The sequence below is a fragment of the Streptomyces scopuliridis RB72 genome, assembly GCF_000718095.1.
Taxonomy (GTDB): domain Bacteria; phylum Actinomycetota; class Actinomycetes; order Streptomycetales; family Streptomycetaceae; genus Streptomyces; species Streptomyces scopuliridis.
The window spans coordinates 154,372-179,681 of sequence record NZ_JOEI01000008.1 but is presented as its reverse complement, the minus strand read 5'-3'; the positions used below and the strand labels follow the sequence as shown (position 1 = coordinate 179,681).

At 71.0% G+C, this 25,310-nt stretch carries 28 protein-coding genes; 6 read left to right on the top strand and 22 right to left on the bottom strand.

Translation table 11 applies throughout. The features are described 5' to 3' along the window. Positions 1 to 28 precede the first annotated feature (28 nt). The 4 genes from groL to IF11_RS0111840 all read right to left on the bottom strand — a co-directional run bounded on the left by groL (position 29) and on the right by IF11_RS0111840 (position 3,654). Positions 29 to 1,654, bottom strand: coding sequence for a chaperonin GroEL (groL, locus tag IF11_RS0111855; RefSeq protein ID WP_030351482.1), 1,626 nt, complete (start codon positions 1,652 to 1,654; stop codon positions 29 to 31). Positions 1,655 to 1,746: 92 nt separating this feature from the next. After that, positions 1,747 to 2,055 carry a co-chaperone GroES gene (gene groES / locus IF11_RS0111850; RefSeq protein WP_023539274.1) on the bottom strand — a complete coding sequence of 103 codons (309 nt, stop codon included), beginning with the start codon at positions 2,053 to 2,055 and terminating at the stop codon, positions 1,747 to 1,749. 202 nt (positions 2,056 to 2,257) lie between these two features. Continuing rightward, positions 2,258 to 2,668, bottom strand: a complete 411-nt coding sequence (locus IF11_RS40830; protein WP_030351481.1) for a hypothetical protein — start codon at positions 2,666 to 2,668, stop codon at positions 2,258 to 2,260. Further along, the gene (locus IF11_RS0111840; protein WP_037727608.1) at positions 2,665 to 3,654 is read right to left on the bottom strand and encodes a polysaccharide deacetylase family protein; all 990 of its coding nucleotides are present in this window, start codon (positions 3,652 to 3,654) and stop codon (positions 2,665 to 2,667) included. Before IF11_RS0111840 ends, IF11_RS40830 begins: the two co-directional genes overlap by 4 nt. A gap of 83 nt (positions 3,655 to 3,737) precedes the next feature. Between IF11_RS0111840 and IF11_RS0111835 the strand changes: the two genes are divergently transcribed. Further along, positions 3,738 to 5,042: a class I SAM-dependent methyltransferase gene (locus IF11_RS0111835; protein WP_106979154.1), complete on the top strand. Its 1,305-nt coding sequence runs from the start codon at positions 3,738 to 3,740 to the stop codon at positions 5,040 to 5,042. A gap of 24 nt (positions 5,043 to 5,066) precedes the next feature. Here IF11_RS0111835 and IF11_RS0111830 read toward each other — a convergent pair whose 3' ends face one another. Together IF11_RS0111830 and IF11_RS0111825 are read right to left on the bottom strand one after the other, a co-directional pair. Beyond that, the gene (locus IF11_RS0111830) at positions 5,067 to 5,432 is read right to left on the bottom strand and encodes a hypothetical protein (protein ID WP_030351478.1); all 366 of its coding nucleotides are present in this window, start codon (positions 5,430 to 5,432) and stop codon (positions 5,067 to 5,069) included. Positions 5,433 to 5,503: 71 nt separating this feature from the next. Beyond that, positions 5,504 to 6,166, bottom strand: a complete 663-nt coding sequence (locus tag IF11_RS0111825; protein ID WP_063759155.1) for a hypothetical protein — start codon at positions 6,164 to 6,166, stop codon at positions 5,504 to 5,506. A gap of 146 nt (positions 6,167 to 6,312) precedes the next feature. On the opposite strand from IF11_RS0111825, the gene IF11_RS0111820 reads away from it, so the two are divergent. Both IF11_RS0111820 and IF11_RS40825 read left to right on the top strand, forming a co-directional pair. Further along, positions 6,313 to 6,819 carry a DinB family protein gene (locus IF11_RS0111820; RefSeq protein ID WP_030351476.1) on the top strand — a complete coding sequence of 169 codons (507 nt, stop codon included), beginning with the start codon at positions 6,313 to 6,315 and terminating at the stop codon, positions 6,817 to 6,819. Positions 6,820 to 6,822: 3 nt separating this feature from the next. Then, positions 6,823 to 7,245, top strand: a complete 423-nt coding sequence (locus tag IF11_RS40825) for an MmyB family transcriptional regulator (RefSeq protein WP_157848432.1) — start codon at positions 6,823 to 6,825, stop codon at positions 7,243 to 7,245. 48 nt (positions 7,246 to 7,293) lie between these two features. Here IF11_RS40825 and IF11_RS0111810 read toward each other — a convergent pair whose 3' ends face one another. From IF11_RS0111810 to tsaB, 5 genes are all read right to left on the bottom strand, one after another. Beyond that, positions 7,294 to 7,650, bottom strand: a complete 357-nt coding sequence (locus IF11_RS0111810; RefSeq protein WP_030351474.1) for a YciI family protein — start codon at positions 7,648 to 7,650, stop codon at positions 7,294 to 7,296. A 90-nt stretch (positions 7,651 to 7,740) separates the two neighbouring features. Continuing rightward, on the bottom strand, positions 7,741 to 7,998 hold the full coding sequence (locus tag IF11_RS0111805; protein ID WP_030351473.1) for a hypothetical protein: 258 nt from the start codon (positions 7,996 to 7,998) through the stop codon (positions 7,741 to 7,743). Next, the gene (gene tsaD / locus IF11_RS0111800; protein ID WP_030351472.1) at positions 7,995 to 9,104 is read right to left on the bottom strand and encodes a tRNA (adenosine(37)-N6)-threonylcarbamoyltransferase complex transferase subunit TsaD; all 1,110 of its coding nucleotides are present in this window, start codon (positions 9,102 to 9,104) and stop codon (positions 7,995 to 7,997) included. The genes IF11_RS0111805 and tsaD overlap by 4 nt, the downstream gene beginning before the upstream one ends. Then, positions 9,097 to 9,576 (bottom strand): ribosomal protein S18-alanine N-acetyltransferase, encoded by a 480-nt coding sequence (gene rimI, locus IF11_RS0111795; RefSeq protein ID WP_030351471.1) that lies wholly within the window; start codon positions 9,574 to 9,576, stop codon positions 9,097 to 9,099. The genes tsaD and rimI overlap by 8 nt, the downstream gene beginning before the upstream one ends. Before the next feature lie 152 nt (positions 9,577 to 9,728). Continuing rightward, entirely contained in the window at positions 9,729 to 10,382 is a 654-nt protein-coding gene (tsaB, locus tag IF11_RS0111790) for a tRNA (adenosine(37)-N6)-threonylcarbamoyltransferase complex dimerization subunit type 1 TsaB (protein ID WP_030351470.1), read from the bottom strand. Between the two features lie 103 nt (positions 10,383 to 10,485). On the opposite strand from tsaB, the gene IF11_RS0111785 reads away from it, so the two are divergent. Beyond that, a complete protein-coding gene (locus IF11_RS0111785) occupies positions 10,486 to 11,043 on the top strand; it encodes a L,D-transpeptidase (RefSeq protein ID WP_240627748.1) in 558 nt (185 codons plus the stop codon). Between the two features lie 21 nt (positions 11,044 to 11,064). Here IF11_RS0111785 and IF11_RS36555 read toward each other — a convergent pair whose 3' ends face one another. From IF11_RS36555 to glmS, 7 genes are all read right to left on the bottom strand, one after another. Continuing rightward, positions 11,065 to 11,322: a hypothetical protein gene (locus IF11_RS36555; RefSeq protein ID WP_037727561.1), complete on the bottom strand. Its 258-nt coding sequence runs from the start codon at positions 11,320 to 11,322 to the stop codon at positions 11,065 to 11,067. A gap of 136 nt (positions 11,323 to 11,458) precedes the next feature. Then, positions 11,459 to 12,073, bottom strand: coding sequence for a tRNA (adenosine(37)-N6)-threonylcarbamoyltransferase complex ATPase subunit type 1 TsaE (gene tsaE, locus IF11_RS0111775; RefSeq protein ID WP_030351468.1), 615 nt, complete (start codon positions 12,071 to 12,073; stop codon positions 11,459 to 11,461). Further along, entirely contained in the window at positions 12,045 to 13,301 is a 1,257-nt protein-coding gene (locus IF11_RS0111770; RefSeq protein ID WP_030351467.1) for an alpha/beta fold hydrolase, read from the bottom strand. The genes tsaE and IF11_RS0111770 overlap by 29 nt, the downstream gene beginning before the upstream one ends. A 134-nt stretch (positions 13,302 to 13,435) precedes the next feature. Further along, positions 13,436 to 14,599 (bottom strand): alanine racemase, encoded by a 1,164-nt coding sequence (alr, locus tag IF11_RS0111765; protein ID WP_030351466.1) that lies wholly within the window; start codon positions 14,597 to 14,599, stop codon positions 13,436 to 13,438. Between the two features lie 91 nt (positions 14,600 to 14,690). Next, a complete protein-coding gene (locus IF11_RS0111760) occupies positions 14,691 to 16,163 on the bottom strand; it encodes an NAD(P)H-hydrate dehydratase (RefSeq protein WP_030351465.1) in 1,473 nt (490 codons plus the stop codon). Between the two features lie 77 nt (positions 16,164 to 16,240). After that, the gene (locus tag IF11_RS0111755; RefSeq protein ID WP_030351464.1) at positions 16,241 to 16,609 is read right to left on the bottom strand and encodes a holo-ACP synthase; all 369 of its coding nucleotides are present in this window, start codon (positions 16,607 to 16,609) and stop codon (positions 16,241 to 16,243) included. A 49-nt stretch (positions 16,610 to 16,658) separates the two neighbouring features. Next, the gene (glmS, locus tag IF11_RS0111750) at positions 16,659 to 18,506 is read right to left on the bottom strand and encodes a glutamine--fructose-6-phosphate transaminase (isomerizing) (RefSeq protein ID WP_030351463.1); all 1,848 of its coding nucleotides are present in this window, start codon (positions 18,504 to 18,506) and stop codon (positions 16,659 to 16,661) included. Positions 18,507 to 18,639: 133 nt separating this feature from the next. Here glmS and coaA point away from each other — a divergent pair, with 133 nt between their 5' ends. Both coaA and IF11_RS0111740 read left to right on the top strand, forming a co-directional pair. Further along, positions 18,640 to 19,635 carry a type I pantothenate kinase gene (coaA, locus tag IF11_RS0111745; RefSeq protein WP_030351462.1) on the top strand — a complete coding sequence of 332 codons (996 nt, stop codon included), beginning with the start codon at positions 18,640 to 18,642 and terminating at the stop codon, positions 19,633 to 19,635. A gap of 26 nt (positions 19,636 to 19,661) precedes the next feature. Then, complete coding sequence (locus IF11_RS0111740; RefSeq protein WP_030351461.1) at positions 19,662 to 20,621, top strand: DUF389 domain-containing protein; 960 nt, start codon at positions 19,662 to 19,664, stop codon at positions 20,619 to 20,621. A gap of 78 nt (positions 20,622 to 20,699) precedes the next feature. Here the strand turns inward: IF11_RS0111740 and glmM are convergent, their stop codons facing one another. The 4 genes from glmM to IF11_RS0111720 all read right to left on the bottom strand — a co-directional run bounded on the left by glmM (position 20,700) and on the right by IF11_RS0111720 (position 25,218). Beyond that, on the bottom strand, positions 20,700 to 22,067 hold the full coding sequence (gene glmM / locus IF11_RS0111735) for a phosphoglucosamine mutase (protein WP_030351460.1): 1,368 nt from the start codon (positions 22,065 to 22,067) through the stop codon (positions 20,700 to 20,702). Positions 22,068 to 22,291: 224 nt separating this feature from the next. Next, positions 22,292 to 22,819: a 30S ribosomal protein S9 gene (rpsI, locus tag IF11_RS0111730; RefSeq protein ID WP_030351459.1), complete on the bottom strand. Its 528-nt coding sequence runs from the start codon at positions 22,817 to 22,819 to the stop codon at positions 22,292 to 22,294. Positions 22,820 to 22,861: 42 nt separating this feature from the next. Beyond that, positions 22,862 to 23,305, bottom strand: coding sequence for a 50S ribosomal protein L13 (rplM, locus tag IF11_RS0111725; protein ID WP_030351458.1), 444 nt, complete (start codon positions 23,303 to 23,305; stop codon positions 22,862 to 22,864). Positions 23,306 to 23,598: 293 nt separating this feature from the next. After that, positions 23,599 to 25,218 (bottom strand): ABC-F family ATP-binding cassette domain-containing protein, encoded by a 1,620-nt coding sequence (locus tag IF11_RS0111720; protein ID WP_030351457.1) that lies wholly within the window; start codon positions 25,216 to 25,218, stop codon positions 23,599 to 23,601. Positions 25,219 to 25,310: the final 92 nt, after the last annotated feature.

Sequence of the window (25,310 nt, the reverse complement as noted above, 5' to 3'; positions counted from 1 at the left end):
GGACGCCTACACCTCAGTGGCTTGCGCCTCAGTGGCTGTGGCCGTGGCCGCCGTGGCCCGCGTCGGCCTCTTCCTCGGCCGGCTTCTCGACGACCAGGGTCTCGGTCGTGAGCAGCAGCGAGGCGATGGACGCGGCGTTCTCCAGGGCGGAGCGCGTGACCTTGACCGGGTCGATGACGCCGGCCTTCACCAGGTCGACGTACTCGCCGGTCGCGGCGTTGAAGCCGTGGCCCTTGTCCAGCTCCGACACCTTGGAGGTGATGACGTAGCCCTCAAGGCCGGCGTTCTCGGCGATCCAGCGCAGCGGCTCGACCACGGCGCGGCGGACGACCGCGACACCGGTGGCCTCGTCGCCCTCCTTGCCGAGGTTGCCCTCAAGCACCTTGGCGGCGTGCACCAGAGCGGAGCCACCACCGGAGACGATGCCCTCCTCGACCGCGGCGCGGGTCGCGGAGATGGCGTCCTCAAGACGGTGCTTCTTCTCCTTCAGCTCCACCTCGGTGGCGGCGCCGACCTTGATCACGCACACGCCGCCGGCCAGCTTCGCGAGGCGCTCCTGGAGCTTCTCGCGGTCCCAGTCGGAGTCCGTGGACTCGATCTCGGCCTTGATCTGGTTGACGCGGCCGGTGATCTCGGCGGCGGCACCGGCGCCGTCGACGATGGTCGTGTCGTCCTTCGAGATGGTGACGCGGCGGGCGGAGCCCAGCACGTCCAGACCGGCCTGGTCGAGCTTGAGGCCGACCTCCTCGGCGATGACGGTCGCACCGGTGAGGGTGGCGATGTCACCGAGCATGGCCTTGCGGCGGTCACCGAAGCCGGGGGCCTTCACCGCGACGGCGTTGAACGTGCCGCGGATCTTGTTGACGACGAGGGTGGAGAGCGCCTCGCCCTCGACATCCTCGGCGATGATCAGCAGCGGCTTGGAGCCACCCGCCTGGATGACCTTCTCCAGCAGCGGCAGCAGGTCCTGGATGCCGGCGATCTTGCCCTGGTTGATCAGGATGTACGGGTCGTCGAGGACGGCCTCCATACGCTCCTGGTCGGTCACCATGTACGGGGACAGGTAGCCCTTGTCGAAGGCCATGCCCTCGGTGAAGTCCAGCTCCAGACCGAAGGTGTTGGACTCCTCGACGGTGATGACACCGTCCTTGCCGACCTTGTCCATCGCCTCGGCGATCAGCTCGCCGACCTGCTCGTCCTGGGCGGAGAGCGCGGCGACGGCGGCGATGTCGGACTTGTCGTCGATCGGGCGGGCGGTCGCGAGGAGCTCCTCGGACACGGCCTTGACCGCGGCGTCGATGCCCTTCTTCAGGGCGGCCGGGGAGGCGCCCGCGGCGACATTGCGCAGGCCCTCGCGGACCAGCGCCTGGGCCAGCACGGTGGCGGTGGTGGTGCCGTCACCCGCGATGTCGTTGGTCTTGGTCGCCACCTCCTTCACCAGCTGGGCACCGAGGTTCTCGTACGGGTCCTCGATCTCGACCTCGCGGGCGATCGTGACACCGTCGTTGGTGATGGTCGGGGCGCCGAACTTCTTGTCGATGACGACGTTGCGGCCCTTGGGGCCGATCGTCACCTTCACCGTGTCGGCAAGCTTGTTGACGCCGCGCTCAAGGGCGCGACGGGCGTCCTCGTCGAACTTCAGGATCTTCGCCATGGGAGCTTCTCTGTCCTCTCAATGAACTGCGCCCCTGTCCGCCCGGCAATCGCAGGGGGGCCAGGGGCGCAGTCCAAAAGCAATTAGGTGAATTACTTCTCGATGATCGCGAGTACGTCGCGAGCCGAGAGGACGAGGTATTCCTCGCCGCTGTACTTCACTTCGGTGCCGCCGTACTTGCTGTACAGAACGACGTCGCCGACGGAGACGTCGAGCGGAAGCCGCTCGCCGTTCTCGAATCGGCCCGGGCCCACAGCCAGGACGACGCCCTCCTGGGGCTTCTCCTTGGCGGTGTCCGGGATAACCAGGCCAGAGGCCGTGGTCTGCTCGGCGTCGAGCGGCTGGACCACAATGCGGTCCTCGAGCGGCTTGATGGCAACCTTGGTGCTGGCGGTCGTCACGATCCGACCTCCCCCTTCGGAGATCTCACGGGGTTAACTGTCTGAGGGTGGCGACCAAGTGGATCCGTCGTCGCGGGTGCCGGATCCGTCAGTCGCGCTTTGGCACTCTCCAGTGGGGAGTGCCAGACCCGAGACTATGACTGCGATTAGCACTCGGTCAAGCGGAGTGCCAATGAGCGCGGTCGTGGCGGATCTGTTCTCGCTACGGAAACGCAGCTCCGGGGGCCGGGGTTCCGTACGAGCCGGGCAGGACCGAGGGGCAGTGCCGGAGCGGCGGCGACGGCGAGGGCGCGGAAAACGGCGGGGACGGGGACGGCAGCGCGGGCGACGGCGCGGGTGACATCTCGTGCAGTCCGCAGACGGGGCGTACGGGAGCACCCGGCGCGGACGGGGACATCGACCCCGGACTCGCCGCCCCCGGTCCGGGCCCCGGCAGCGGCGCGGGCACCCGGGGCGAGACCGAGGCATGCGGGCCCACCCGCTGCGCCGCCTTGCGGCCGAGCCGTTCGATCGGGTCCATCGGATCCATCGCGTCGGCCGACTGCGCGCAGCCGGCCGCGAGGAGCGCACCGGCTGCCAGCACCCCGGCCAGCAGCCGGTGCGCGGGTCTCATACGTAGTCCTCCAGCTTGCCGACGGCGTACCCCTTGTCCGTGACGACCTTCATCACATGGCGGATCATGTCGGGCATGGTGCCCTTCCACTCGTCCCGCCCGCGGAAGTGGGTCAGGATGATGTCGCCGGGGTGCATGTCCCGGTCCCACTCGCGCCATTCCATGTGGTCGGGGTACGCCTCGGACGCCCAGATCGGCGCGGCCTTGATCCCGCACTCCTTCGCGGCGCGCAGCGTGTCGGCGTTGTAGTTGCCGTACGGCGGCCGGAAGAGCGTGGGCCGCTTCCCGTAGTTCTTCTCCAGCAGGTCCTGCTGGCCGCAGATCTCCCGCTTCTGATCCTCGTACGACAGACCCGGCATGTACGGGTGGTTGAGGGTGTGGTTCTGGATCGCGACCCCACGGTCCCGCATCTGCTTGAAGTAGCCGTAGTTGTCATTGATGACGTAATCGCTGAGGAAGGCGGTGTACGGAATCTTCAGCTCGCTCATCATCCGCAGCAGCTCGGGGTCCTTCTCCGAGCCGTCGTCCATCGTCAGGAAGACGACCTTCTTGCCGTCGACCGGGACGGTGGTGAACAGCGGCGGCAGGTCCTCGCCGCCCTCGACCTCGAAGCCCTCGCGGGTGCTGATCGCCGGCTTGACGGCGGGCGGCTGGGGTGCGGGCAGGGGGGTGCTCGCAAGTCCCCACTTCTTGGCGGCGACGGCGCGCGCGGCCTGGGTGCGGCGTACGTTCTCGGGCGAGTAGAGCGCGTCCAGTTCGGCCGCCTTCTGCTCGTGCGGCGCCCCGGCGGCGGCCTGTCCGGGCTTCCCGGCGGCGGACGCGCCGGGCGCGGATTTCGCCGGTTCGCCGGACCCCGCGGCACATCCCGAGCCGAGGGCTGCGACCAGGAGCGCGATCAGAACCGTACGGCCGCGCCATCGCCCGGTTCCCGGTGCACGGTATGCGGCTTGTGTGATCATCTCTTCTTTTTGTCGTACTAGCTGCATGGCGTCGCATCCTGTCAGCGCGCGGAGCCCGCGGGCGCCCGACACCGCCGCCCCGGCGCGTACCGTCCCCCGGCTGGCCCACAATGGGGCGGGTGACCGACCGCGCCCCCTCCCCCGCCGCCTCGCCCCCTCCCGTACCGGCTCCTGCCACGCCGCTCCTCGCGCCCCTCCTCTCCGCCGAGGGGCAGGCGCTGCTCGCCGAGCTGCGCGACCACGACCCGGCCCAGGAGCTCGCCCTCGCCACCCGGCTGCGCCGTGAGCACCCGGCCGAGCTGGTGTCGGCGGCGCTGGCGCAGGCGCGGCTGCGGCAGCGCGGGGTGGCGAAGTTCGGCGCGGAGGACGCGTACCGCATGTACTTCACGCCGAACGGCATCGAACAGGCCACGCGGGGCAGCGTCGCCGCCCACCGGGCCGCCCGGTTCCGCGCCCTCGCACCGGACTCGCGGGTCACGGACCTCTGCTGCGGCATCGGCGGCGACGCGATCGAGCTGGCCCGCGCGGGTCTCGCCGTGACGGCGGTCGATCTCGACCCGCTGACCTGCGAGATCGCCCTCACCAATGTGCGCACCCTGGCGCCGGACGGCCCGCCCGTGACGGTGACCCGGGCGGATGTCCTGGAGTACGACGCGACCGGCGCCGACGCCCTCTTCATCGACCCGGCGCGGCGCGGCGGCCGGGGCAGGATCTTCGATCCGGAGGCGTACTCACCGCCGCTGTCCTGGGCGGTCGACGCGGTACGGCGGGCCGGCGCGGGCGCGGTCAAGATCGCGCCGGGCATTCCGCACGAACTGATCCCCGACGACTTCGAGGCCGAGTGGATCTCGGACGGCGGCGACGTGAAGGAAGCAGTGCTCTGGCACCGGCGCGAGGGCGGACGCGGGGACGAGCGCGGGGACGGTGACCTCAAGGCCATCGTCCCCGGTACGCGCCGCGCCACCCTCCTGCCCTCCGGCGCCACCCTCACCGGCCGGGGTCTGCCCGATCCGCCGGTCCGTCCGGTCGGCCGTTTCCTGTACGAGCCGGACGGCGCCGTCATCCGCGCGCATCTGGTCGCCGAGGTCGCCGAGGACCTGGACGGCGGACTGCTCGACGAGACGATTGCCTACATCACGGCCGACGAACCGCGCCCGACCCCGTTCGCCACGGCCTACGAGATCACCGACCAACTCCCCTTCGGGCTCAAGAAGCTGAAGGCCCTGCTGCGCGAGCGCGAGGTCGGCGTGCTGACCGTGAAGAAGCGCGGCTCGGCGGTGGAGCCGGAGGAGTTGCGCCGCCGGCTCAAACTCAAGGGCCCCCACGCGTCCACGGTCTTCCTCACCAGGGTCGCCGGCGCCCCGACGATGCTCATCGGCCACCCCGCGGAACAGGCCCCCAGCGGGGGAAGTTGACGGCGGGAATGCCGAGCGGCCGGGTCAGTCCAGGTCCGTGAGCTCGTCCGCGTAGATCTGTGACAGCGGCTGCGGGCCGATGTACTGCTGGCAGTTGCACTGCCGGCGCTCGAACCGCAGTGGCTTCTTGTTCTCGTCCCACTCCATCGGCGCCTCCACGTCCTCGTGGCACTTGCCCTGCCGGTCATGCTTCGCCAGATGGTGCGAACAGCCGCAGACCGGCTCCGGGGGCTTGTTGGCCTGCTCAAGGGCCAGCCGTTCGTGCTCCTGGAGCTTGAAGCGCTCAATTCTTCGTTCGTGCCGGGTCCGGAGCGCTGTGCGGCCGGTGTCGGCGATCCAGCCGAAGCCGCCCACGATGAAGAAGACGAAAATCCACCAAATCCATTCCATCCGCCGCCCCTTAACCCTGAATGGCGCATGCGTTCCCTCTTCAGGATAGGACGGACACGGTAAGACCGGCCTCAGCGATGCGCGCCCCCGCCCCTGCGGACCGGCACGGAACTCATCAACCGCCCTGACCAGCACTGATGCCGGACCGACGGGACAAGCCCGAGCAGACCGGTGACCAGGAGCGTGACGCCGAGCCCCAGCGCGTACGCCGTCTCACCCAGCGTGACCGATTCCCTGCCGGTCACGCCCCCGCTCCCGGCCTCGGCGATGGCCCGGCCGGTCACCCACACCCCCACCAGGCACAGCAGCACCGAGGGCAGCAGCCACACCACGGACCGCCGGTGCGCCCCCAGACGTATGTCCGTCACAGGCTCCGGGGCGAACCGCGCCCAGGCGTCCAGCCGCTCCCGTATGACACGGCCCCGGCTCAGCCAGAAGCCGACCGCTGTCGCCGCCGGGATCAGCAGGACCGCCGCGAGGCCCAGCGCCACCACTCCGGTCATCACCCCGAGGCCGCCGCCCTCGAAGCTCTGTACCGCCGTCCCCACGGCCGCCCAGCCGACCACGGCGAGCGCCCCCGTCAGCCAGAGCGCCACCAGCCGTCCGAAGGAGAGACCGCGCCTGCTCAGCTCCACCATGACCTGGGCCCGCTCGGCGAGCCGCGCCACGTGGTCGGGCCACGGGCCCTGCTCCTGGGGCGGCGGGGGCGGCGGCAGCGGAGCGCGGCTGATCATTCGCCAGAGGTTAGCGGTGCGGAAGGGCGTCGACGGAGCGGGGTCGGAAGCGGTGCCGGGCGCGGTACGGCGGTAGCCTCGGCCCGCACCAGGTCCGGACGGCCGGAGCCGCCGGCCGTCCGCCGGTCCGACGAGAGGAATCCGCAGTGACCACCGAACGTATCGGCCCGCCCCCGACGGCGGGCGAGCGCGAGATGCTGCGTTCCTACCTCGACTTCCACCGCGCCACCCTGGCCATGAAGACCGACGGTCTCTCCGACGAGGACCTCCGCCGCCGGTCGATGCCGCCGTCCACCCTCACCCTGCTCGGTCTGGTCCGGCACATGGCCGAGGTCGAGCGGGCGTGGTTCCGGCGGGTGTTCAACGGGGAGGACATCCCGCTCGTGTGGTCGGACGAGGGCGACTTCCAGGCGGCGTACGACGCGCGTACGGCCACCCGCGCGGAGGCGTTCACCGCCTGGCGGGCCGAGATCGAGCACGCCCGCCGGATCGAGGCGGAGGCGGAGTCGCTCGATGTCACCGCGTACGCGGTGAGATGGGAGGAGGAGGTGTCGCTGCGGATGGTCATGCTGCATCTGATCCACGAGTACGCCCGGCACAACGGCCACGCCGACTTCCTCCGCGAGGCGATCGACGGCACCGTCGGCGCCTAGGGCCTGTCCGGCCGATCTTCGCGGGCCCGCGACGCGTGGCACGCACGCTCGCGGCGTTGTCGGGATCACCCCAGTACGTCCGACGGCGACCGACGCGCCCTCCGCCGCCGGCGGCAGGGCCGTCGCCTCGCCGATACCGCTGCTCGCGCCGGTGACCAGCGCGACCGTTCCGTCCAGGACGCGGACTTCCGCCGCTGGTGGGCCGATTACGACGTCCGGTACGCGACACACCGCACCAAGCATGTGCGGCACCCCGCGATCGGCGAGGTGGTCCTCCACTGCGAGACGCTGGCCTTCCCCGACGACCCCGACCAGCTGCTCAACCTCCTCACCCCCGAACCGGATTCGGCCTCGGCCCAGTCGCTGCGGCTGCTCGGCTCCCTGAGCGCGCCTTCGGTTCCGGAGACTGTCCGGCGGTCCGGGTAGCTTCGGGGTTCACTTCACGGACGGGACGCTCAAACGCCGCCTCGCGGCTTACGGCTCCGCGATCTCCCGGAGCTCGACGGTGATGTCGAACTCATCCCCATGGATCTCCACAAAGCGCCGGGTCCACTCGACGGCCTGCTCCTTGTCCTTGGCCTGCACGATCGCGTACCCACCGATGACCTCCTTGGCCTCGGTGAACGGCCCGTCGGTGACAGTGAGCCTCCCGCCGCTCTGCCGGAAGCGCACACCCTGCGCGGACGGCGTCAGCCCGGCGGTGTCGAGCAGCACACCGGCCCTGGTCATCTCCTCGATCAGCTCGCCCATGCGCCGCATCAGCTCAGGACTGGGCCCGTCGGCGGGCGCGTTCTTCTCACTGCTGCTGACGGTCGACAGATAGCGCGGCATGGTGACTCCTCGGTGTGTACGGCGGGCTGTTCCCCGCCTTCTCACCTTTGCGTCGAACGGAAGTGCCCCGGATCGACACACGCCGACCGGCTATTCCGCCGCGACCGACTCGAAGCGCCAGCGGTGGGGTGGGCGGGCGAGGAGGTCCGGTGGTGGGGGTGGGAGTTCGGGGAGATCCGCGTCGTAGAGGGCGTCCCACCACGTGATGACCAGGACGCGGTCCTGGGGGGCGCGCAGGAGTTCGCGGCGGAGGGGGGCGTACGGGAGTTCACACGCCCGCGCCCACTCCACCAGTTCCGCGCCCCGGCCGGGTGCCGCCTTGGCCTCCCACATCAGCGCGACCGTCATGAGTACAGGTTGTCCTTCGCCACTTCATGCACATGGTCGTGATCGTGGTGGTGGGCAGGTGACTGGCCCGGCACATGCGGCTCCGTCACCGGCAGCGACGAGTCCGCCGACAGCTCCCAGTCCGACGCCGGACGGTTGCGCGCCACCATCTCCGCGCCCAGTGCCGCCACCATCGCGCCGTTGTCCGTGCACAGCCCCGGCCGCGGCACCCGCAGCCGGATGCCCGCCCGCTCGCAGCGTTCCTGGGCGAGCGCGCGCAGCCGGGAGTTGGCCGCGACGCCGCCGCCGATCATCAGATGGTCCACGCCCTCGTCCTTGCAGGCGCGCACGGCCTTTCGCGTCAGTACGTCGACCACCGCCTCCTGGAACGAGGCCGCCACATCCCGTACGGGCACCTCCTCGCCCGCGTTCCGCTTCGCCTCGATCCAGCGGGCCACCGAGGTCTTCAGACCCGAGAAGGAGAAGTCGTACGGCGCGTCGCGCGGCCCGGTCAGTCCGCGCGGGAACGTGATCGCGGACGGGTCGCCCTCCCTCGCCAGCCGGTCGATCACCGGGCCGCCGGGGAACCCCAGCTGGAGCACCCGCGCGATCTTGTCGAACGCCTCGCCCGCCGCGTCGTCGATCGTCGCGCCCATCGGCCGCACATCCGCCGTGATGTCCGGCGCGAGCAGCAGAGACGAATGGCCGCCGCTGACCAGCAGCGCCATGGTCGGCTCGGGCAGCGGGCCGTGTTCCAGCTGGTCGACGCAGATGTGAGAGGCCAGGTGGTTCACGCCGTACAGCGGCTTGCCCAGCGCGTACGCGTACGACTTCGCCGCCGAGACCCCCACCAGCAGGGCGCCAGCGAGGCCGGGGCCCGCGGTCACGGCGATGCCGTCCAGATCGCGCGCGGAGACCCCCGCCTCCTTCAGCGCGCGCTCGATCGTCGGGACCATCGCCTCCAGATGCGCGCGGGAGGCGACCTCCGGCACCACACCGCCGAAGCGCGCGTGCTCGTCGACGCTCGACGCGATGGCGTCGGCGAGCAGGGTCGTCCCCCGGACGATGCCGACGCCGGTCTCGTCGCAGGAGGTCTCGATACCGAGGACGAGGGGTTCGTCAGCCATGGGTCTCAGTTCCTTGATGGGTCTTCACGTGGTGGCGCATGACGAGCGCGTCGATATTGCCCGGCTGGTAGTAGCCGCGCCGGAACCCGATCGGCTCGAAGCCGAACCGCTCGTACAGCCGCTGCGCGCGGAGGTTGTCGACCCGCACTTCGAGCAGCACCTCCTCGCACTCGAAGGCGGTGGCGTGCTGAAGCAGATCGGTGAGCAGCCGGGCGCCGAGGCCGGTGCCCCACTGGTCGCGGGCGGCGGCGATGGTCTGTACGTCGCCGAGTCCGCCGGCGGCGGCGAGTCCCGCGTAACCGACGATCCGGGCGCTGCCGGACTCCGTCGTCTCGGCCACCACATAGCGGCGGGTGGCCCGGGGGCCGCGCGCGTGGGCCAGTTCCGACCAGAACATGCCCGGGGACCAGGCGTCCTCGGGGAAGAGATCGCGTTCGAGCGCGAGCACCGGCTCGATGTCCCACCAGCGCATCTCGCGCAGGGCGACGGCGGAAGCCGCCGCTCCGGCCGCCCGGGCAGCGTTCACGTCAGCCGCGTTCACGTCAGCCGCGGTCCCGTCAGCCGCGTTCACATCAGCCGCGTTCACATCAGCCGCGGTCCCGTCAGCCGCATCAGTCGCGTCCGTCACTTCGGCGTGACCACCTTGTAGTTCTTGGGCACTTGCGCGTCGGGCCGGCGCAGATAGAGCGGCAGCGCCGGCAGGAACTCCCCGCCGGCGGCCAGTCTTTCCGCCGCCAGCGAGGCGAGCGCCGCGGCCGACTGGTGCTCGGGGCCGTGGGCGTCCGGGAAGGTGCCGGGGTAGAGCCGCGCCCCGGCGCCGACGGCGGGCAGCCCCGCGACGGCCTCCGCGATATCGGCGGGCCGGTCGACAGCCGGTTCGGTCAGCCGGGTACGGGCGTCCGCGTACCGCGCCCAGTAGACCTCCTTGCGCCGCGCGTCCGTCGCGACGACGAAGGGGCCCTCGGCCCCGGAGGCGTACGCCAGCCCGTCCAGCGTGCACAGCCCCCGCACCGGCACGCCGAGCGCCGAGCCGAGGGTCAGCGCCGTGACCAGGCCGACGCGCAGCCCCGTGTACGGGCCGGGGCCGACGCCGACGATCACATCCGTGACCGCGTCGAGTTTCAGCCCGGCCCCGGCGAGGACCCGGTCGACGGCGGGCAGCAGCAGTTCCCCATGGCGGCGCGCGTCGACCTGGCTCTCCTCGGCCAGGACGGAGCTGCCGTCGTGGAGAGCGACGGTGACGGCGGGCGTGGCGGTATCAACGGCGAGCAGAAGCACGCAAACAGCCTACGGCTCCCGGCCGCAAGGCACGGCGCCCCGTCCCGTCAGCCGCCTGCTGCTAACGTCACCACGGAGTCATACGTACGAGAGGTGGATCAAGGTGTCCAGGAGCAGCTCGGGAATCGTGGCCGGGCTCACCGCGGCTGCCATCGCCGTGGTCGGTTTCCTCGCCTACCAGGCGTCGGCGCATGTGCCCGACACCCTCGCCAAGCCCAAGGCACCCCGCACCGCTCCCTCCGGCTCCGCCGGATCCCCCGCGCAGAAGCCCAAGGACCCCAGCGCCCTGCCCGCCGAGTCGGGCTCGGGCGAACGGGTCGTCTACGCGCTGGCCGACCGGCGGGTGTGGCTGGTGGAGAAGAACGGGCGGGTGACGCGGACGTTCCCGGTCATGCCGAGCACCGTCAGCCCCGAGCCCGGCTCGTATCAGGTGACCTCCCGGTCGGGATCGGTCACGGGCTCGGACGGGGTACGGATCGAGCATGTCGTGCGCTTCGCGCTCGTCGGCGATGTCGCGATCGGCTTCAGCGCGGCGGTGGACGGCACTTTGTCGAGCCCCGACCCGACGCTGAAGACGGGCGGGGTCAGGATGAAGGTGGCGGACGGAAACTCGATGTGGACGTTCGCGACGGTCGGTTCCAAGGTCGTGGTCGTCCCGTAGGTCAGGCCCCGTACGCAAGGTTTACGCGGCGTCGCGCTCCCGCGCGGCGTCGCGTCTCTGTTCCCGCTCGCGCCGCGACTCCAGCTTCCCGGCCTCGGCGTCCTTGGCCGCCGCCGCTTCGGCGACCGACACGGCCGACGGCTCGCACGGCGGCGTGGACACGGCCGCCGCCGACGCGCAGGAGGCCAGCAGATCCTTCATGGGAACGGACGACGGCGAGAGCGTGCGCGTCAGATACGAAGCGGAGCGCGGACGCGGTTCACGTGCTGGCGCCGGCATGGATGCCTCCTGGTGTTCGGGGGCAGGCGCAGTTAGGTAGACCTAACCACTTCTCCGTACCATGTCACCACGTACGGCACGGCACGCGCAACATTTTGCCGACGTCTTGTCGGAATGTACGGAACGGCTGGCCGAATCAGTGGGCCGGTCCGGCCAGTCCGGCCAGATCCGCGTCCGACCAGCGGCCGCCGAAGCCGGTCAGCGTGACCGTGCGCCGTTCGTCAGCGCCGTCGGCGCCCGGGTCGGCTCCCCTGTCCGCGTTCGGATCCGCGTTCGTATGCACGTTTGTATCCGCGCCCACGGTCCGGTGGATCACCACATGCAGCCGGTCGTCCGACAGCTCCTCGACCTTGCCGTCGCCCCACTCCACGACCACCACGGAGTCCGGCAGCGAGACATCCAGATCGAGGTCCTCCATCTCGTCGAGTCCCCCGCCCAGCCGGTACGCGTCGACATGGACCAGCGGCGGGCCGCCGACCAGGGACGGATGGACCCGGGCGATCACGAACGTCGGGGAGGTGACGGCGCCGCGGACGCCGAGGCCCTCGCCGAGGCCGCGCGTGAGGGTGGTCTTGCCCGCGCCGAGTTCGCCGGTCAGCATCACCAGATCGCCGGGGCGCAGGAGGGCCGCGAGGCCGCGGCCCAGCTCCCGCATCCGCTCGGGCGTCTCGACGGTGAGGCGGACGGCGGGACGGTCGGTACGGCGGGTCGCGCGTGCGGCGTCAGCCGCCGGGCTGTGCGGTGCTTCCATGAGTGCCAACGTTAGCCGCTGCCGGCATCGCGCCCACCCGTGCCAGCAGGTCGGCGAGCCGGTCCGTGACGGCCTCGGGATGCTCCAGGATCACCAGATGCCCGGCGTCCGGTACGAGCACCAGCTCCGCGTCCGGCAGCAGATCGCCGATGGCCTCGCTGTGCGTGCTGGGGGTCACCAGATCGCTCTCCCCGGCCAGGACCAGCGCCGGGATCTCCAGGAAGACCGAGAGCGCCTGCACCTTGTCGTGATCGGTGAAGGCCGGATAGAACTCCGCGACCACATCGATCGGCGTCGACTCGATGAGCCGCTCGGCGAACCGTACGACCGCCGGGTCCACGTCCTTCGAGCTGAAGGAGTACCGCTTGATCAGCCCCGCGAAGAGATCCGCCGTGGCCCGCCGGCCGCGCTCGACCAGCTCGGCCTGGGAGCCGAGCGCCTTGAGCACGCCGGGCAGGACTCGGCGTACGGCGTTCACTCCCGCGACCGGCAGACCGTAGTTGACCTCGCCGAGCTTTCCGCTCGACGTACCGATGAAGGCGACGCCGACGACCCTCTCCCGCACCAGCTCCGGAAACTGGTCGGCGAGGGCCATGATCGTCATCCCGCCCATGGAGTGGCCGACCAGTACCAGCGGGCCCTCCGGCGCCGCCGCGTCGATGACGGTCTTCAGATCGCGGCCGAGCTGGTCGATGGAGACCGGGACCGCGCCGGGGCCCTGCTGGGCGGCGCCGCGCGCGGAGCGGCCGTGGCTGCGCTGGTCCCAGTGGACGGTACGGACGAGTCCGCGCAGGGCGGCGCGCTGGAAGTGCCAGGAGTCCTGGTTGAGGCAGTAGCCATGGCTGAAAACGACCGTGACCGGCGCGGGGGTCTTCCGGCCGAAGAGCCTGCGACGGCGCGGGCCGGCCGCCGAGCCCGCGCCGGTCGCGGCCTCCGGGTCGACCTCGTCGATCTCGTAGTACAGCTCCGTACCGTCGTCGGAGAGCGCCTTGCCCGGGGTGCCGCGCAGCGCGCCGTACGGTCCCGACGCGTCGAGCGCGAGCCGGGCCTTTCTGCGCATCCCGCGCCCGACGGTCAGTCGCTCGATCGCGACCCCGGCCGCCGCGCCCGCGGCGATCACGCCTATCGCGGCTCCGGCGACGCCCGCCTTGCGCCAGTTGCCCGTGACCGATGCCACCGCGGCCGCCGCCCTGGCCGCCGCGTCACCCGCCGCGCTGTTCTCGCTCACCGTGCGCTCCTCGTCGTTCCCGCCGGAATCTTCCCCGTCGTACTGAGCTTCACCCGGCTGCGGTCACACGGGCCGTTGCCCCTTCAACATACTCATCCCAGCAACGCGTTCATTCAGGCCACTCGTTCGGGTGGTCACTCGGGCCGCTCGTTGACATAGACACGAGGGACGCGTGAACCGATGCGTGTGACGATCTCGTAGGCGATGGTGTCCGCCGCCTCGGCCCAGTCCTCGGCGGTCGGCTCGCCGCGGTCGCCGGGGCCGAACAGGATGGCGGTCGCGCCCGGCTCGGGGGTGTCGCCGCCGAGGTCGACCACGAACTGGTCCATGGCGACCCGCCCTGCCACCCGCCGCCTGACCCCGCCGACGAGGACGGGCCCGCGGCCGGAGGCATGGCGCGGGATGCCGTCGGCGTAACCCAGGGGTACGAGTCCGAGGGTCGTCTCCCGGGACGTGACGTAGTGGTGGCCGTAGCTGACGCCATGGCCCTCCGGCACCCGCTTGACCAGGGCGACGGAGGCGGAGAGCGTCATCGCGGGCCGCAGGCCGAAGTCCCGTGAGGTGCCGAGCTCCGGGCTCGGGGAGATCCCGTACATCGCGATGCCGGCCCGTACGAGATCGAAGGACGCCTGGGGCAGCGTGAGCATGGCCGCCGAGTTGGCGATATGCCGGACCTCGGGCTCGACGCCCTCCTTCTCGGCGTACGCGACCATCTCGTGGAACGCGTCGAGCTGCGCGGTGATGGAGGGATGGCCCGGCTCGTCGGCGCACGCGAAGTGGGACCAGAGACCGGTGACCCGGACCAGACCGGCGGCCTGCGCGTCGAGCGCGGCGGCCACGAGTTCCGGCCAGTCGGCGGGCTGGCAGCCGTTCCGGCCGAGGCCGGTGTCCGCCTTGAGCTGGATACGGGCGGGGCGGCCCGCCTCGCGTGCGGCGGCGGTCACCTCGCGCAGCGCCCACATCGCGCTGACGGACATGTCGAGATCGGCCTCGATGCCCTCCCGCCAGGGGTCACCGGGCGTCCAGAGCCAGCACATGACCCGGCTCTCGATACCCGCCGCGCGCAGGGCGAGCGCTTCATGGGGGGTGGCCGTGCCCAGCCAGGTGGCGCCCGCGTCGAGGGCGGCCCGCGCGGTGGGCAGCATGCCGTGTCCGTATCCGTCGGACTTCACGACACCCATCAGCGCGACGCCGGGTCCCACACGGGAGCGCAGCGCGCGCACATTGCCCCGCAGGGCGGCGAGATCGACTTCGGCCCGCGCGCGGACGCCGGCCGAAGTGTGCTTGTTTTCGGTCATCGTGCCCAGTCTCTCAGAGCGATGTCCGGGGCCGGTGCGGGTGCGGGGCCGGTCCGGGTGCGGGGGCCACCGCCGCTCAGCGCACGCCCCCTCAGCCCACGACGTTCCGCCACGCCTCCGGCAGGTTCTCCGCCACCTCGTCCGACACCAGCGGCGCGTTCCTCGCCGCGAGCCGGGCCGAGAGGCCATGGAGATAGGCCGCCACCGACGCCGCGTCACGGGCCGGCAGGCCGGCGGCGAGCAGGGAACCCGACAGGCCCGAGAGGACGTCCCCGCTCCCCGCCGTGGCCAGCCAGGGCGTGCCCGTCGGGTTCACCCGGACCGGGACGGCCGGGTCCGGGTCGGCGACCAGTGTCGTCGAGCCCTTCAGCAGCACCGTCGCGCCGTACCGCGCCGCCAGCTCCCGTACCGCCGTCAGCCGGCCCGACTCCACCTCCGGCCTGGCCACGCCGAGCAGCGCCGCCGCCTCGCCCGCGTGCGGGGTGAGGAGGGTCGGGGCCGTACGTCCCCGTACGGTCTCCGCGTCCAGCAGCCGCAGTCCGTCCGCGTCCACCAGCACCGGGACGTCCGAGGCCAGCACGTCCGCGACAGCGGCCTCGGGGCCCGAACCGTCGCCCAGAGCGTCCCCGAGACCGGGGCCGACCGCCCAGGCCTGGACCCGGCCGGCCTTCGACGGCGGCCCCTCGTGCACCAGCGTCTCCGGGAAGCGCGCGATCACCGCGTCGCCGCCGGGGCCGACATAGCGGACGGCGCCCGCGCCGCCCCGCAGCGCGCCCGCCACCGCGAGCACCGCCGCGCCCGGATAGCGCGGGGATCCGGCCACGACACCGACCACACCGCGCCGGTACTTGTCGCTCTCGCCCGTCGGCACCGGCAGCAGCCGGGCCACATCCTCGTGCTGGAGCGCTTCCAGCCCGGGCACGGACGGCAGATGGGGCGCGAGGCCGATGTCCACGAGCCGTACCGCGCCCGCGTGTTCCCTGGCCGGGTCGATCAGCAGGCCCGGCTTGTACGTACCGAACGTCACCGTCACATCCGCGCGCAGCGCCTCCCCCGTCACCTCCCCGCTGTCCGCCTCGACCCCGCTCGGCAGATCGACGGCGACGACCACCGCGCCGGAGCCGCGGGCCGCCCGCGCGACCGGTACGGCGTCGGGGCGCAGCCCGCCGTGTCCGCCGATGCCGGTGATGCCGTCGAGCACGAGATCGGCGGCGGCCAGTACGGCGTAGGGGTCGTCGGCGCCGGCGACGCGTCCGCCCGCGCCGAGCAGCGCCGTCAGCCCGCCCTCGTGGGTCCGGCCGGGGGCCAGCGGTACGACGGTGACGGAGGCGCCCCGACGGGCCAGCCGGGCCCCGGCGTAGAGCGCGTCACCGCCGTTGTCGCCGCTGCCGACGAGCAGGACGACGCGCGCCCCGTACACCCGCCCCAGCAGATCCCGCAGCAGGCCCGCGCAGACCGCGGCGAGACCGGCGGCGGCGCGCTGCATGAGGGCGCCCTCCGGCAGCCGTGCCATCAGCTCGCGTTCGGCGTTCCGTACCGTCTCCACGCTGTACGCAGTACGCATTCGACCAGCCTTTCCACCGTTGCCCGTTGCCCGCCGTTGCCCGTTGCCCGCTGTCACCCGCCGTGGCCCGCCTGCCCTCAACCCTCCGCGATCACCACGGCGGACGCCACCCCCGCATCGTGGCTGAGCGAGACATGCCAGGTCCGTACGCCCAGCTCCGCGGCGCGTGCCGCGACCGTCCCCCGTACCCGCAGCCGTGGCTGCCCGCTGTCCTCGACGCACACCTCGGCGTCCGCCCAGCGCAGCCCGACGGGCGCGCCCAGGGCCTTGGCCACGGCCTCCTTGGCGGCGAACCGCGCCGCCAGGGAGGCCACTCCACGCCGCTCGCCGCTCGGCAGCAGCAACTCCGACTCCGAGAAGAGCCGGCCGGCCAGTTGCGGCGTCCGTCGCAGGGACTCCTCGAACCGGTCGATCTCCGCGACGTCGATCCCCACCCCGATGATCAACTCACCCTCCTTGTCCGGCTTCTCGCCGTCCTTGCTCCACGATCACCGCTCACTCCACGGTGACGGACTTCGCCAGATTCCTCGGCTGGTCCACCTCATTGCCGCGTGCCGTCGCCAGCTCGCACGCGAACACCTGCAACGGCACCGTCGAGACCAGCGGCTGAAGCAGCGTCGGCGTCGCCGGGATACGGATCAGATGATCCGCGTACGGCACCACCGCGTCGTCCCCCTCCTCCGCGATCACGATCGTGCGCGCGCCCCTGGCCCGGATCTCCTGGATGTTCGACACGATCTTGTCGTGCAGCACCGAGCGCCCGCGCGGCGAGGGTACGACCACGACCACCGGCAGATCCTCCTCGATCAGCGCGATGGGACCGTGCTTCAGCTCACCGGCCGCGAACCCCTCGGCGTGCATGTACGCCAGTTCCTTGAGCTTGAGCGCGCCCTCCAGGGCCACCGGGTAGCCCACGTGCCGGCCCAGGAACAGCACCGTCCGCTTGTCCTTGAGGGAGCGCGCCAGGGCCCGTACCGGCTCCATCGTCTCCAGGACCCGCTCCACCTCGCAGGAGATCCGCGACAGGTCCCGGATGACGGCCCTGATCTCGTCGCCCCACTTCGTACCGCGCCGCTGCCCCAGATACAGCGCGACCAGATAGCAGGCCACCAGCTGGGTCAGGAACGCCTTGGTCGACGCGACGGCGACCTCGGGGCCCGCGTGCGTGTAGAGGACCGCGTCCGACTCCCTCGGGATGGTCGAACCGTTCGTATTGCAGATGGCCAGCACCTTCGCGCCCTGCTCGCGGGCGTGCCGCAGCGCCATCAGCGTGTCCATGGTCTCGCCGGACTGCGAGATCGCGATCACCAGCGTGCGCCGGTCGAGGATCGGGTCCCGGTAGCGGAACTCACTGGCCAGCTCCACCTCGCAGGGCATCCGCGTCCAGTGCTCGATGGCGTACTTCGCGATCAGCCCGGCGTGGAAGGCCGTCCCGCACGCCACGATGACGACCTTGTCCGCCTCGCGCAGCACGGAGGCCGGGATACGTACCTCATCGAGCGTCAGCGAGCCCTCGGCGTCGATCCGTCCGAGGAGGGTGTCCGCGACCGCCTTGGGCTGCTCGGCGATCTCCTTGAGCATGAAGTAGTCGTAGCCGCCCTTCTCCGCGGCGGACGCGTCCCAGTCCACGTGGTACGAACGGACCTCGGCCGGCGCGCCGTCGAAGTCCGTCACCACCACCCCGTCCCGGCGCAGTTCGACGACCTGGTCCTGGCCGAGTTCGATCGCGGAGCGCGTATGGGCGATGAACGCGGCGACGTCCGAGGCGAGGAAGGACTCGCCGTCCCCGACGCCCACCACCAGCGGGGAGTTACGGCGCGCGCCGACCACCACGTCCGGCTCGTCCGCGTGGACGGCGACGAGCGTGAAGGCCCCCTCCAGCCGCCGGCACACCTGCCGCATCGACTCCGCGAGATCGCCGCACGACGAGAACGCCTCGGCGAGCAGATGCGCCACGGCCTCGGTGTCGGTCTCCGACTCCAGGTCATGGCCGCGCCCGGCCAGTTCGGCGCGGAGCGCGGCGAAGTTCTCGATGATGCCGTTGTGTACGACGGCGACGCGTCCCGCGTTGTCCAGATGGGGATGGGCGTTGACGTCGGTGGGGCCGCCGTGCGTGGCCCACCGGGTATGCCCGATACCGGTGGTGCCGCTCGGCAACGGCCGTTCCACCAGCGTCTTCTCCAGGTTGACGAGCTTGCCCGCCTTCTTCGCCGCAGCCAGCCCGCCGTCGGCGAGTACCGCGACTCCGGCGGAGTCGTACCCCCGGTACTCAAGCCGCTTGAGGCCCGCGATGACCACATCAAGCGCCGACTGTCCGCCGACGTAACCCACGATTCCGCACATGATCGCAGCCTAGGTGCTGTCCCGTCGATCTTCGTGGACCAGCCGGTGCGGTGCCTCCTGCGCCTCGTACTCCCCCTGGCCACGTGACTTAGCACACCACCCACAAGGGCCCCGCACCCCCGACAATGGCGGGGTGATCACTTCGCCGCCACGAAGCGCCCCACGCCGGGGCGAGCACGGGCCGACCCCCTATGTCGACCTCAGCCGGGCCGAGTGGAGCGCGCTGCGCGACAAGACGCCGCTGCCCCTCTCCGCCCAGGAGGTCGAGCGGTTGCGCGGGCTCGGCGATGTCATCGATCTCGACGAGGTACGGGACGTCTATCTGCCGCTCTCCCGGCTGCTCAATCTCTATGTCCAGGCCACGGCCGGGCTGCGCGGCGCGCTGAACACCTTCCTCGGGGACGCGGGCAACGGGCACGGCGCCCAGCGCGGCACGCCGTTCGTCATAGGGGTGGCGGGCAGTGTCGCCGTCGGAAAGTCCACCGTGGCCCGGCTGTTGCAGGCGCTGCTCGCGCGCTGGCCGGAGCACCCCCGGGTCGAACGCGTCACCACCGACGGCTTCCTGCTCCCGATGAAGGAGCTCCAGTCCCGCGGGCTGATGTCGCGCAAGGGTTTCCCGGAGTCGTACGACCGCCGGGCGCTGACCCGGTTCGTCGCCGACATCAAGGCGGGCAAGGACGAGGTCACGGCCCCGGTCTACTCGCATCTGATCTACGACATCGTGCCCGGCGAACTGCTCACCGTACGGCGGCCCGACATCCTCATCGTCGAGGGCCTCAATGTCCTCCAGCCCGCGCTGCCGGGCCAGGACGGCAGGACCAGGGTCGGGCTCGCCGACTACTTCGACTTCAGCGTGTACGTCGACGCGCGCGCCGAGGACATCGAGACCTGGTACCTCAACCGCTTCCGCAAGCTCCGCGAGACGGCCTTCCAGGATCCCGCCTCGTACTTCAGGAAGTACACCCAGGTCTCCGAGGAGGAGTCCCTCGACTACGCCAGGACGATGTGGCGGACCATCAACAAGCCCAATCTCCTGGAGAATGTGGCGCCCACGCGCAGCCGCGCCACACTGGTCCTGCGCAAGGGCCCCGACCACAAGGTCCAGCGGCTGTCACTGCGCAAACTCTGAAGATGAAGAGCTGAGGGGCTGTCAGCGTGCTGCATCTGCGTCTGCTCGTGCCGGACGGCCGTACCGACGAGGTCGTACAGGCCGTGGAGCGGACCGTCGGCACCGCGCATCTCGCCGTCGTGCCGGGAGCCTCCCGCGATCCGCGGGGCGATCTGGTCATGTGCGATGTGGCGCGTGAGGCGTGCGACGGACTGCTCGCGGAACTGCGCGCCCTCGGGATCGACGAGACCGGTTCGATCTCGGTGGAGAACATCGATCTGTCGCTGTCGAAGACGGCGGACGAGGCGGAGGAGGAGGCGCCCGGCGAGGGCGCCGACGCCGTGCTGTGGGAGCACCTGGAGGAGGTGACCCACGAGGAGTCCTCGCTCTCCCTCACCTATCTGGCGTTCCTCGCGCTGGCGACGATGATCGCGGCCTGCGGTGTGGTGCTGGACAACGCGATCCTGATCGTGGGCGCGATGGCGGTGGGTCCGGAGTTCGGCCCGCTGGCCGGGATCTGCACGGCGCTGGTGCAGCGCGCCCCGCTGCTGGCGTGGCGTTCGCTGATCGCGCTGATCGCAGGGTTCGCGGTGGCGATGGGGCTGACGACCGTCTTCAGTCTGGTGATGGACGGCTTCGGGCTCTTCTCGCGGACCATGCTGGCGGCCGACCGGCCCAACACCTCGTTCATCTGGAACCCGGACCTGTTCTCGCTGGTGGTCGCGGCGCTCGCGGGCGTGGCCGGGATGCTCTCGCTGACCTCCGCGAAGTCGGGCGCGCTGGTGGGGGTGGCCATCTCGGTGACGACGGTCCCGGCGGCGGCCAACGCGGCGGTCGCCCTCGGCTACGGCGACTTCACGCAGGTGTGGGGCTCCAGCGGCCAGCTCCTGCTGAACCTGGCGGGCATCATCGCCGCCGGTACGCTCACGCTGCTCACCCAGAAGGCCCTGTGGGCGACGCGGCGGGGACGCATACGGCGTACGAGCGGTACCGGCGCCCGGTCCTGAAAAGCCGTGAACCGGGACGGCCCGGACCCACCGTGGGTCCGGGCCGCCGGAGCACTTCACCGATTCGGCTCAACGCCTTCAGCCGAGCGCCGACTTCACCGCGTCCGCCAGCCGGCTCGCCACCGACCGCGCCTGGTCGATGTCCGCCGCCTCGACCATGACCCGTACCAGCGGCTCGGTGCCCGAGGGGCGCAGCAGGACGCGGCCCGTGGAGCCCAGTTCGCGTTCGGCCTCGGCGACCGCCGACGCCAGTTCCGCGGAGGTCTTCACCCGCGATTTGTCGACATCGGGCACATTGATCAGCACCTGCGGCAGCCGTCGCATGACGCCCGCGAGGTCGGCCAGCGTACGGCCCGTGGCGGCGACCCGGGCCGCGAGCATCAGGCCGGTGAGGGTGCCGTCGCCGGTGGTGGCGTGGTCGAGGACGATGACATGGCCCGACTGCTCGCCGCCGAGGGCGTAGCCGTGCTCCTTCATCGACTCCAGTACGTAGCGGTCGCCGACCGCGGTCTCGACGAGATGGATGCCCTCGCGCTCCATCGCGATCTTGAACCCGAGGTTGGACATGACCGTTCCGACCACCGCGTCACCGCGCAGCGTGCCCGCCTCGCGCATCGCGAGGGCGAGTACGGCGAGGATCTGGTCGCCGTCGACCTCTTCGCCCGCGCCGTCCACGGCCAGACAGCGGTCCGCGTCGCCGTCGTGGGCGATGCCGAAGTCCGCGCCGTGCTCGACGACCGCGGCCTTGAGCTGGTCCAGATGTGTGGAGCCGTATCCGTCGTTGATATTCAGCCCGTCCGGCTCAGCGCCGATCGTGATGACCTCGGCGCCGGCGCGGGTGAACGCCTCCGGTGACACCCGGGCCGCCGCGCCGTGCGCCTCGTCCAGAACGATCTTCAGCCCGTCGAGCCGGTTCGGCAGCACAGCGATCAGATGTGCCACGTACTGATCGAAACCTTCGTCGTACGAGCGGACCCGGCCGACTCCGCCACCGGTCGGCCGCTCCCAGGGGGCGCCGGTGCGGTGCACGGTGTTCTCGTAGTAGGCGGCCTCGATCCGGTCCTCCAGCTCATCGGCGAGTTTGTGCCCGCCGCGCGCGAAGAACTTGATGCCGTTGTCGGGCATGGCGTTGTGGCTCGCGGAGAGCATCACGCCGAGGTCGGCGCCCAGCACCCCGGTGAGATACGCCACCGCGGGGGTGGGCAGCACACCGACACGCAGGACGTCCACGCCCGCGCTCGCGAGTCCCGCCACGACAGCGGCCTCCAGGAATTCACCGGAGGCACGGGGATCACGTCCGACCACCGCCGTGGGCCGATGCCCCTCGAACGTCCCCACCTCGGCGAGCACATGCGCCGCCGCGACCGAAAGACCGAGCGCCAGCTCAGCCGTCAGATCGGCGTTGGCGACACCGCGCACGCCGTCCGTGCCGAAGAGTCGTCCCACAGCTCTCCCTCCGAGAACACCCGGAGCCGGCAGTCACCGATATCGCCCCGAGCGAAAAGATTTCGAAAACGCAAACCCATGCAAAGTTTTGAGCGCCTGATGCTGTTATACGCCCGAGTAACCAATAAAACGAACGCCCCGGCAGCACGGAGTGCCGCCGGGGCGTTCGGGTGCCGTAGAGGCCGGCCATAGAGGCCGAATGCCAGTACCGGCAAGCGAGCGATTTAGCGCTTGCTGTACTGCGGCGCCTTGCGGGCCTTCTTCAGACCGGCCTTCTTGCGCTCGACGGCGCGGTCGTCGCGGCTCAGGAAGCCGGCCTTCTTCAGCGGGGCGCGGTTGTTGTCCACGTCCGCCTCGTTCAGCGAGCGGGCCACACCGAGGCGCAGGGCGCCGGCCTGGCCGGAGACGCCGCCACCGGAGATACGGGCGATGACGTCGTAGCGGTTGTCGAGCTCAAGCACCTTGAAGGGCTCGTTGACAGCCTGCTGGTGCACCTTGTTGGGGAAGTACTCCTCAAGGGTGCGACCGTTGATCTTCCACTTGCCGGTGCCCGGGACGATCCGGACGCGGGCGATGGCGTTCTTGCGACGGCCCAGGCCGGCCGCCGGCTGCGGGTCGCCGAAGCGGGACGCCAGCGACTCGGAGGTGTACTCGCCCTCGACCGGGGTCTCCGACTCGAAGGTCGTCACCTCGGCGTACGTCTCTTCCGCCTCAGGCGCTTCGACGGGGGTCTCTGCAGTGGTCTCGGCCACGATGCTCCTCAGATTTCTTTTCGTCTTAGGGGGTGGCCGGAACTACTGCGCGACCTGGGTGATCTCGAACGGGACCGGCTGCTGCGCAGCGTGCGGGTGCTGGTCACCCGAGTAGATCTTCAGCTTCGAGATCATCTGACGGCCCAGGGTGTTCTTGGGGATCATGCCCTTGATGGCCTTCTCGACGGCCTTCTCGGGGTTCTTGGCGAGCAGCTCGTCGTAGCGGACGGAGCGCAGACCACCCGGGTAACCGGAGTGGCGGTACGCCATCTTCTGGGTCCGCTTGTTGCCGGACAGGTGCACCTTGTCGGCGTTGATGATGATGACGAAGTCACCGGTGTCGACGTGGGGCGCGTAGATCGGCTTGTGCTTACCGCGCAGAAGGTTGGCGGCGGTGGTCGCCAGACGGCCCAGGACGATGTCCTGCGCGTCGATGATGTGCCACTGGCGCGTCACATCGCCGGGCTTGGGGCTGTACGTACGCACGGTCGTATGCCTTCGCTTCTTCAGTGATGGGGTCTCCCCCAGCCCCCCAGGGCTGAGGGGACGGGTCCTGTACAGGGGCCACCCGGACGATCACGACAGCCCTGGTGGTGCTCCGGGGACGCAACCCGTGCACCTACCGCTGTCCATCGGCCCGGTGGACCGGCGTAAGGGCCCCTCGCGTGAGAACGACCAAGCCAATACGCATAACGAACCAGAAGAATACCGTCGCTGCCCCGTACGGGTCAAAACGGGGGCCGGGCCCCCCGGGGGCCGGGCCGCCGTCCGGCCGGCTCCTACCGCGCCCGTACCACCCGTCGCTCGTCCCACACCGGCTCCGGCGTCTCCCGTACGACCCCGTCCGAGCCGAATACCAGATACCGGTCGAAGGAGCGAGCGAACCAGCGGTCGTGGGTGACCGCCAGCACCGTCCCGTCGTACACCTCAAGACCGTCCTGGAGAGCCTCCGCCGACTCCAGGTCCAGGTTGTCCGTCGGCTCGTCCAGCAGCAGCGCGGTCGTGCCGCACAGTTCGAGCAGCAGGATCTGGAAGCGCGCCTGCTGGCCGCCCGAGAGCTTCTCGAAGGGCTGGTCGCCCTGGCGCTCCAGCTCGTACCGGCGCAGCACGCTCATCGCGCCGCCCCGGTCCTTCGCGTGCTCCGTCCACAGGATGTCGACCAGCGTGCGGCCGAGCAGCTCGGGGTGGGCGTGGGTCTGCGCGAAGTGACCCGGTACGACCCGCGCGCCCAGCTTCCACCGGCCGGTGTGCCGTACGTCCTCGCCGGCCAGCAGCCGCAGGAAGTGGGACTTGCCCGAGCCGTTCGAACCGAGCACCGCGACCCGCTCGCCGTAGTAGATCTCCAGCGAGAACGGCTTCATCAGCCCGGTCAGCTCCAGGTTCTCGCAGGTCACGGCCCGTACGCCGGTACGGCCACCGCGCAGCCGCATGGAGATCTCCTGCTCGCGCGGCGGCTCCGGCGGCGGCCCGGCGTCCTCGAACTTCTTGAAGCGCGTCTGCATCGCCCGGTAGCGCGAGGCCATGTCGGGGCTGATCGCCGCCTGCTGCCGCAGCCGGTGCACCAGCGCCTTCAGCCGGGCGTGCTCCTCGTCCCAGCGCCGCTTCAGCTCCTCGAAGCGCGCGAAGCGCTCCTTGCGGGCCTCGTGGTATGTGCCGAACCCGCCGCCGTGCACCCACACGTCGGAGCCGGCCGGGCTGGGCTCCACGCTCACGATCTTCTCGGCGGCCCGCGCCAGCAGCTCCCGGTCGTGGGAGATGAAGAGGACCGTCTTACGGGTCTCCTTCAGCCGCTCCTCCAGCCACCGCTTGCCCGGCACGTCCAGATAGTTGTCCGGCTCGTCCAGCAGCAGCACCTGATCGGGCCCGCGCAGCAGCGCCTCAAGCACCAGCCGCTTCTGCTCGCCGCCGCTCAGGGTGCGCAGCTCGCGCCACTGCGCCTTCTCGTACGGGACACCGAGCGCCGCCGTCGTGCACATGTCCCAGACCGTCTCGGCCTCGTAGCCGCGCGCCTCCGCCCAGTCGCTCAGCGCCTGCGCGTACCGCATCTGCGCGGCCTCGTCGTCGACCGTCATGATGCCGTGCTCGGCCGCGTCCACGGCCGCCGCGGCTTCCCGTACGCGCGGCTGCGCGACCGAGACCAGCAGGTCGCGGACCGTGCGCTCGTCCCGTACCGACCCCACGAACTGCGACATCACACCGAGCCCGCCGCTGACCGTCACCGAGCCGCCGTGCGGCTGGAGCTCCCCCGCGATCAGCCTCAGCAGCGTGGTCTTGCCCGCGCCGTTGGCCCCGACGAGAGCGACGACGGAGCCTTCCGCGACGCGGAACGAGGCGTCGGCGAGCAGCACCCGTCCGTCGGGCAGGTAGTACTCCAGGTGCGCGGCCTCAACATGTCCCATGTCCCGCATTGTCGGTGCAGGTCGCGCCGGAGCCCAATCCTTTTCCGATTCCCGCGCGGTTTCCCGGTCGCCGGGCGGTCTAAACTCGCGCC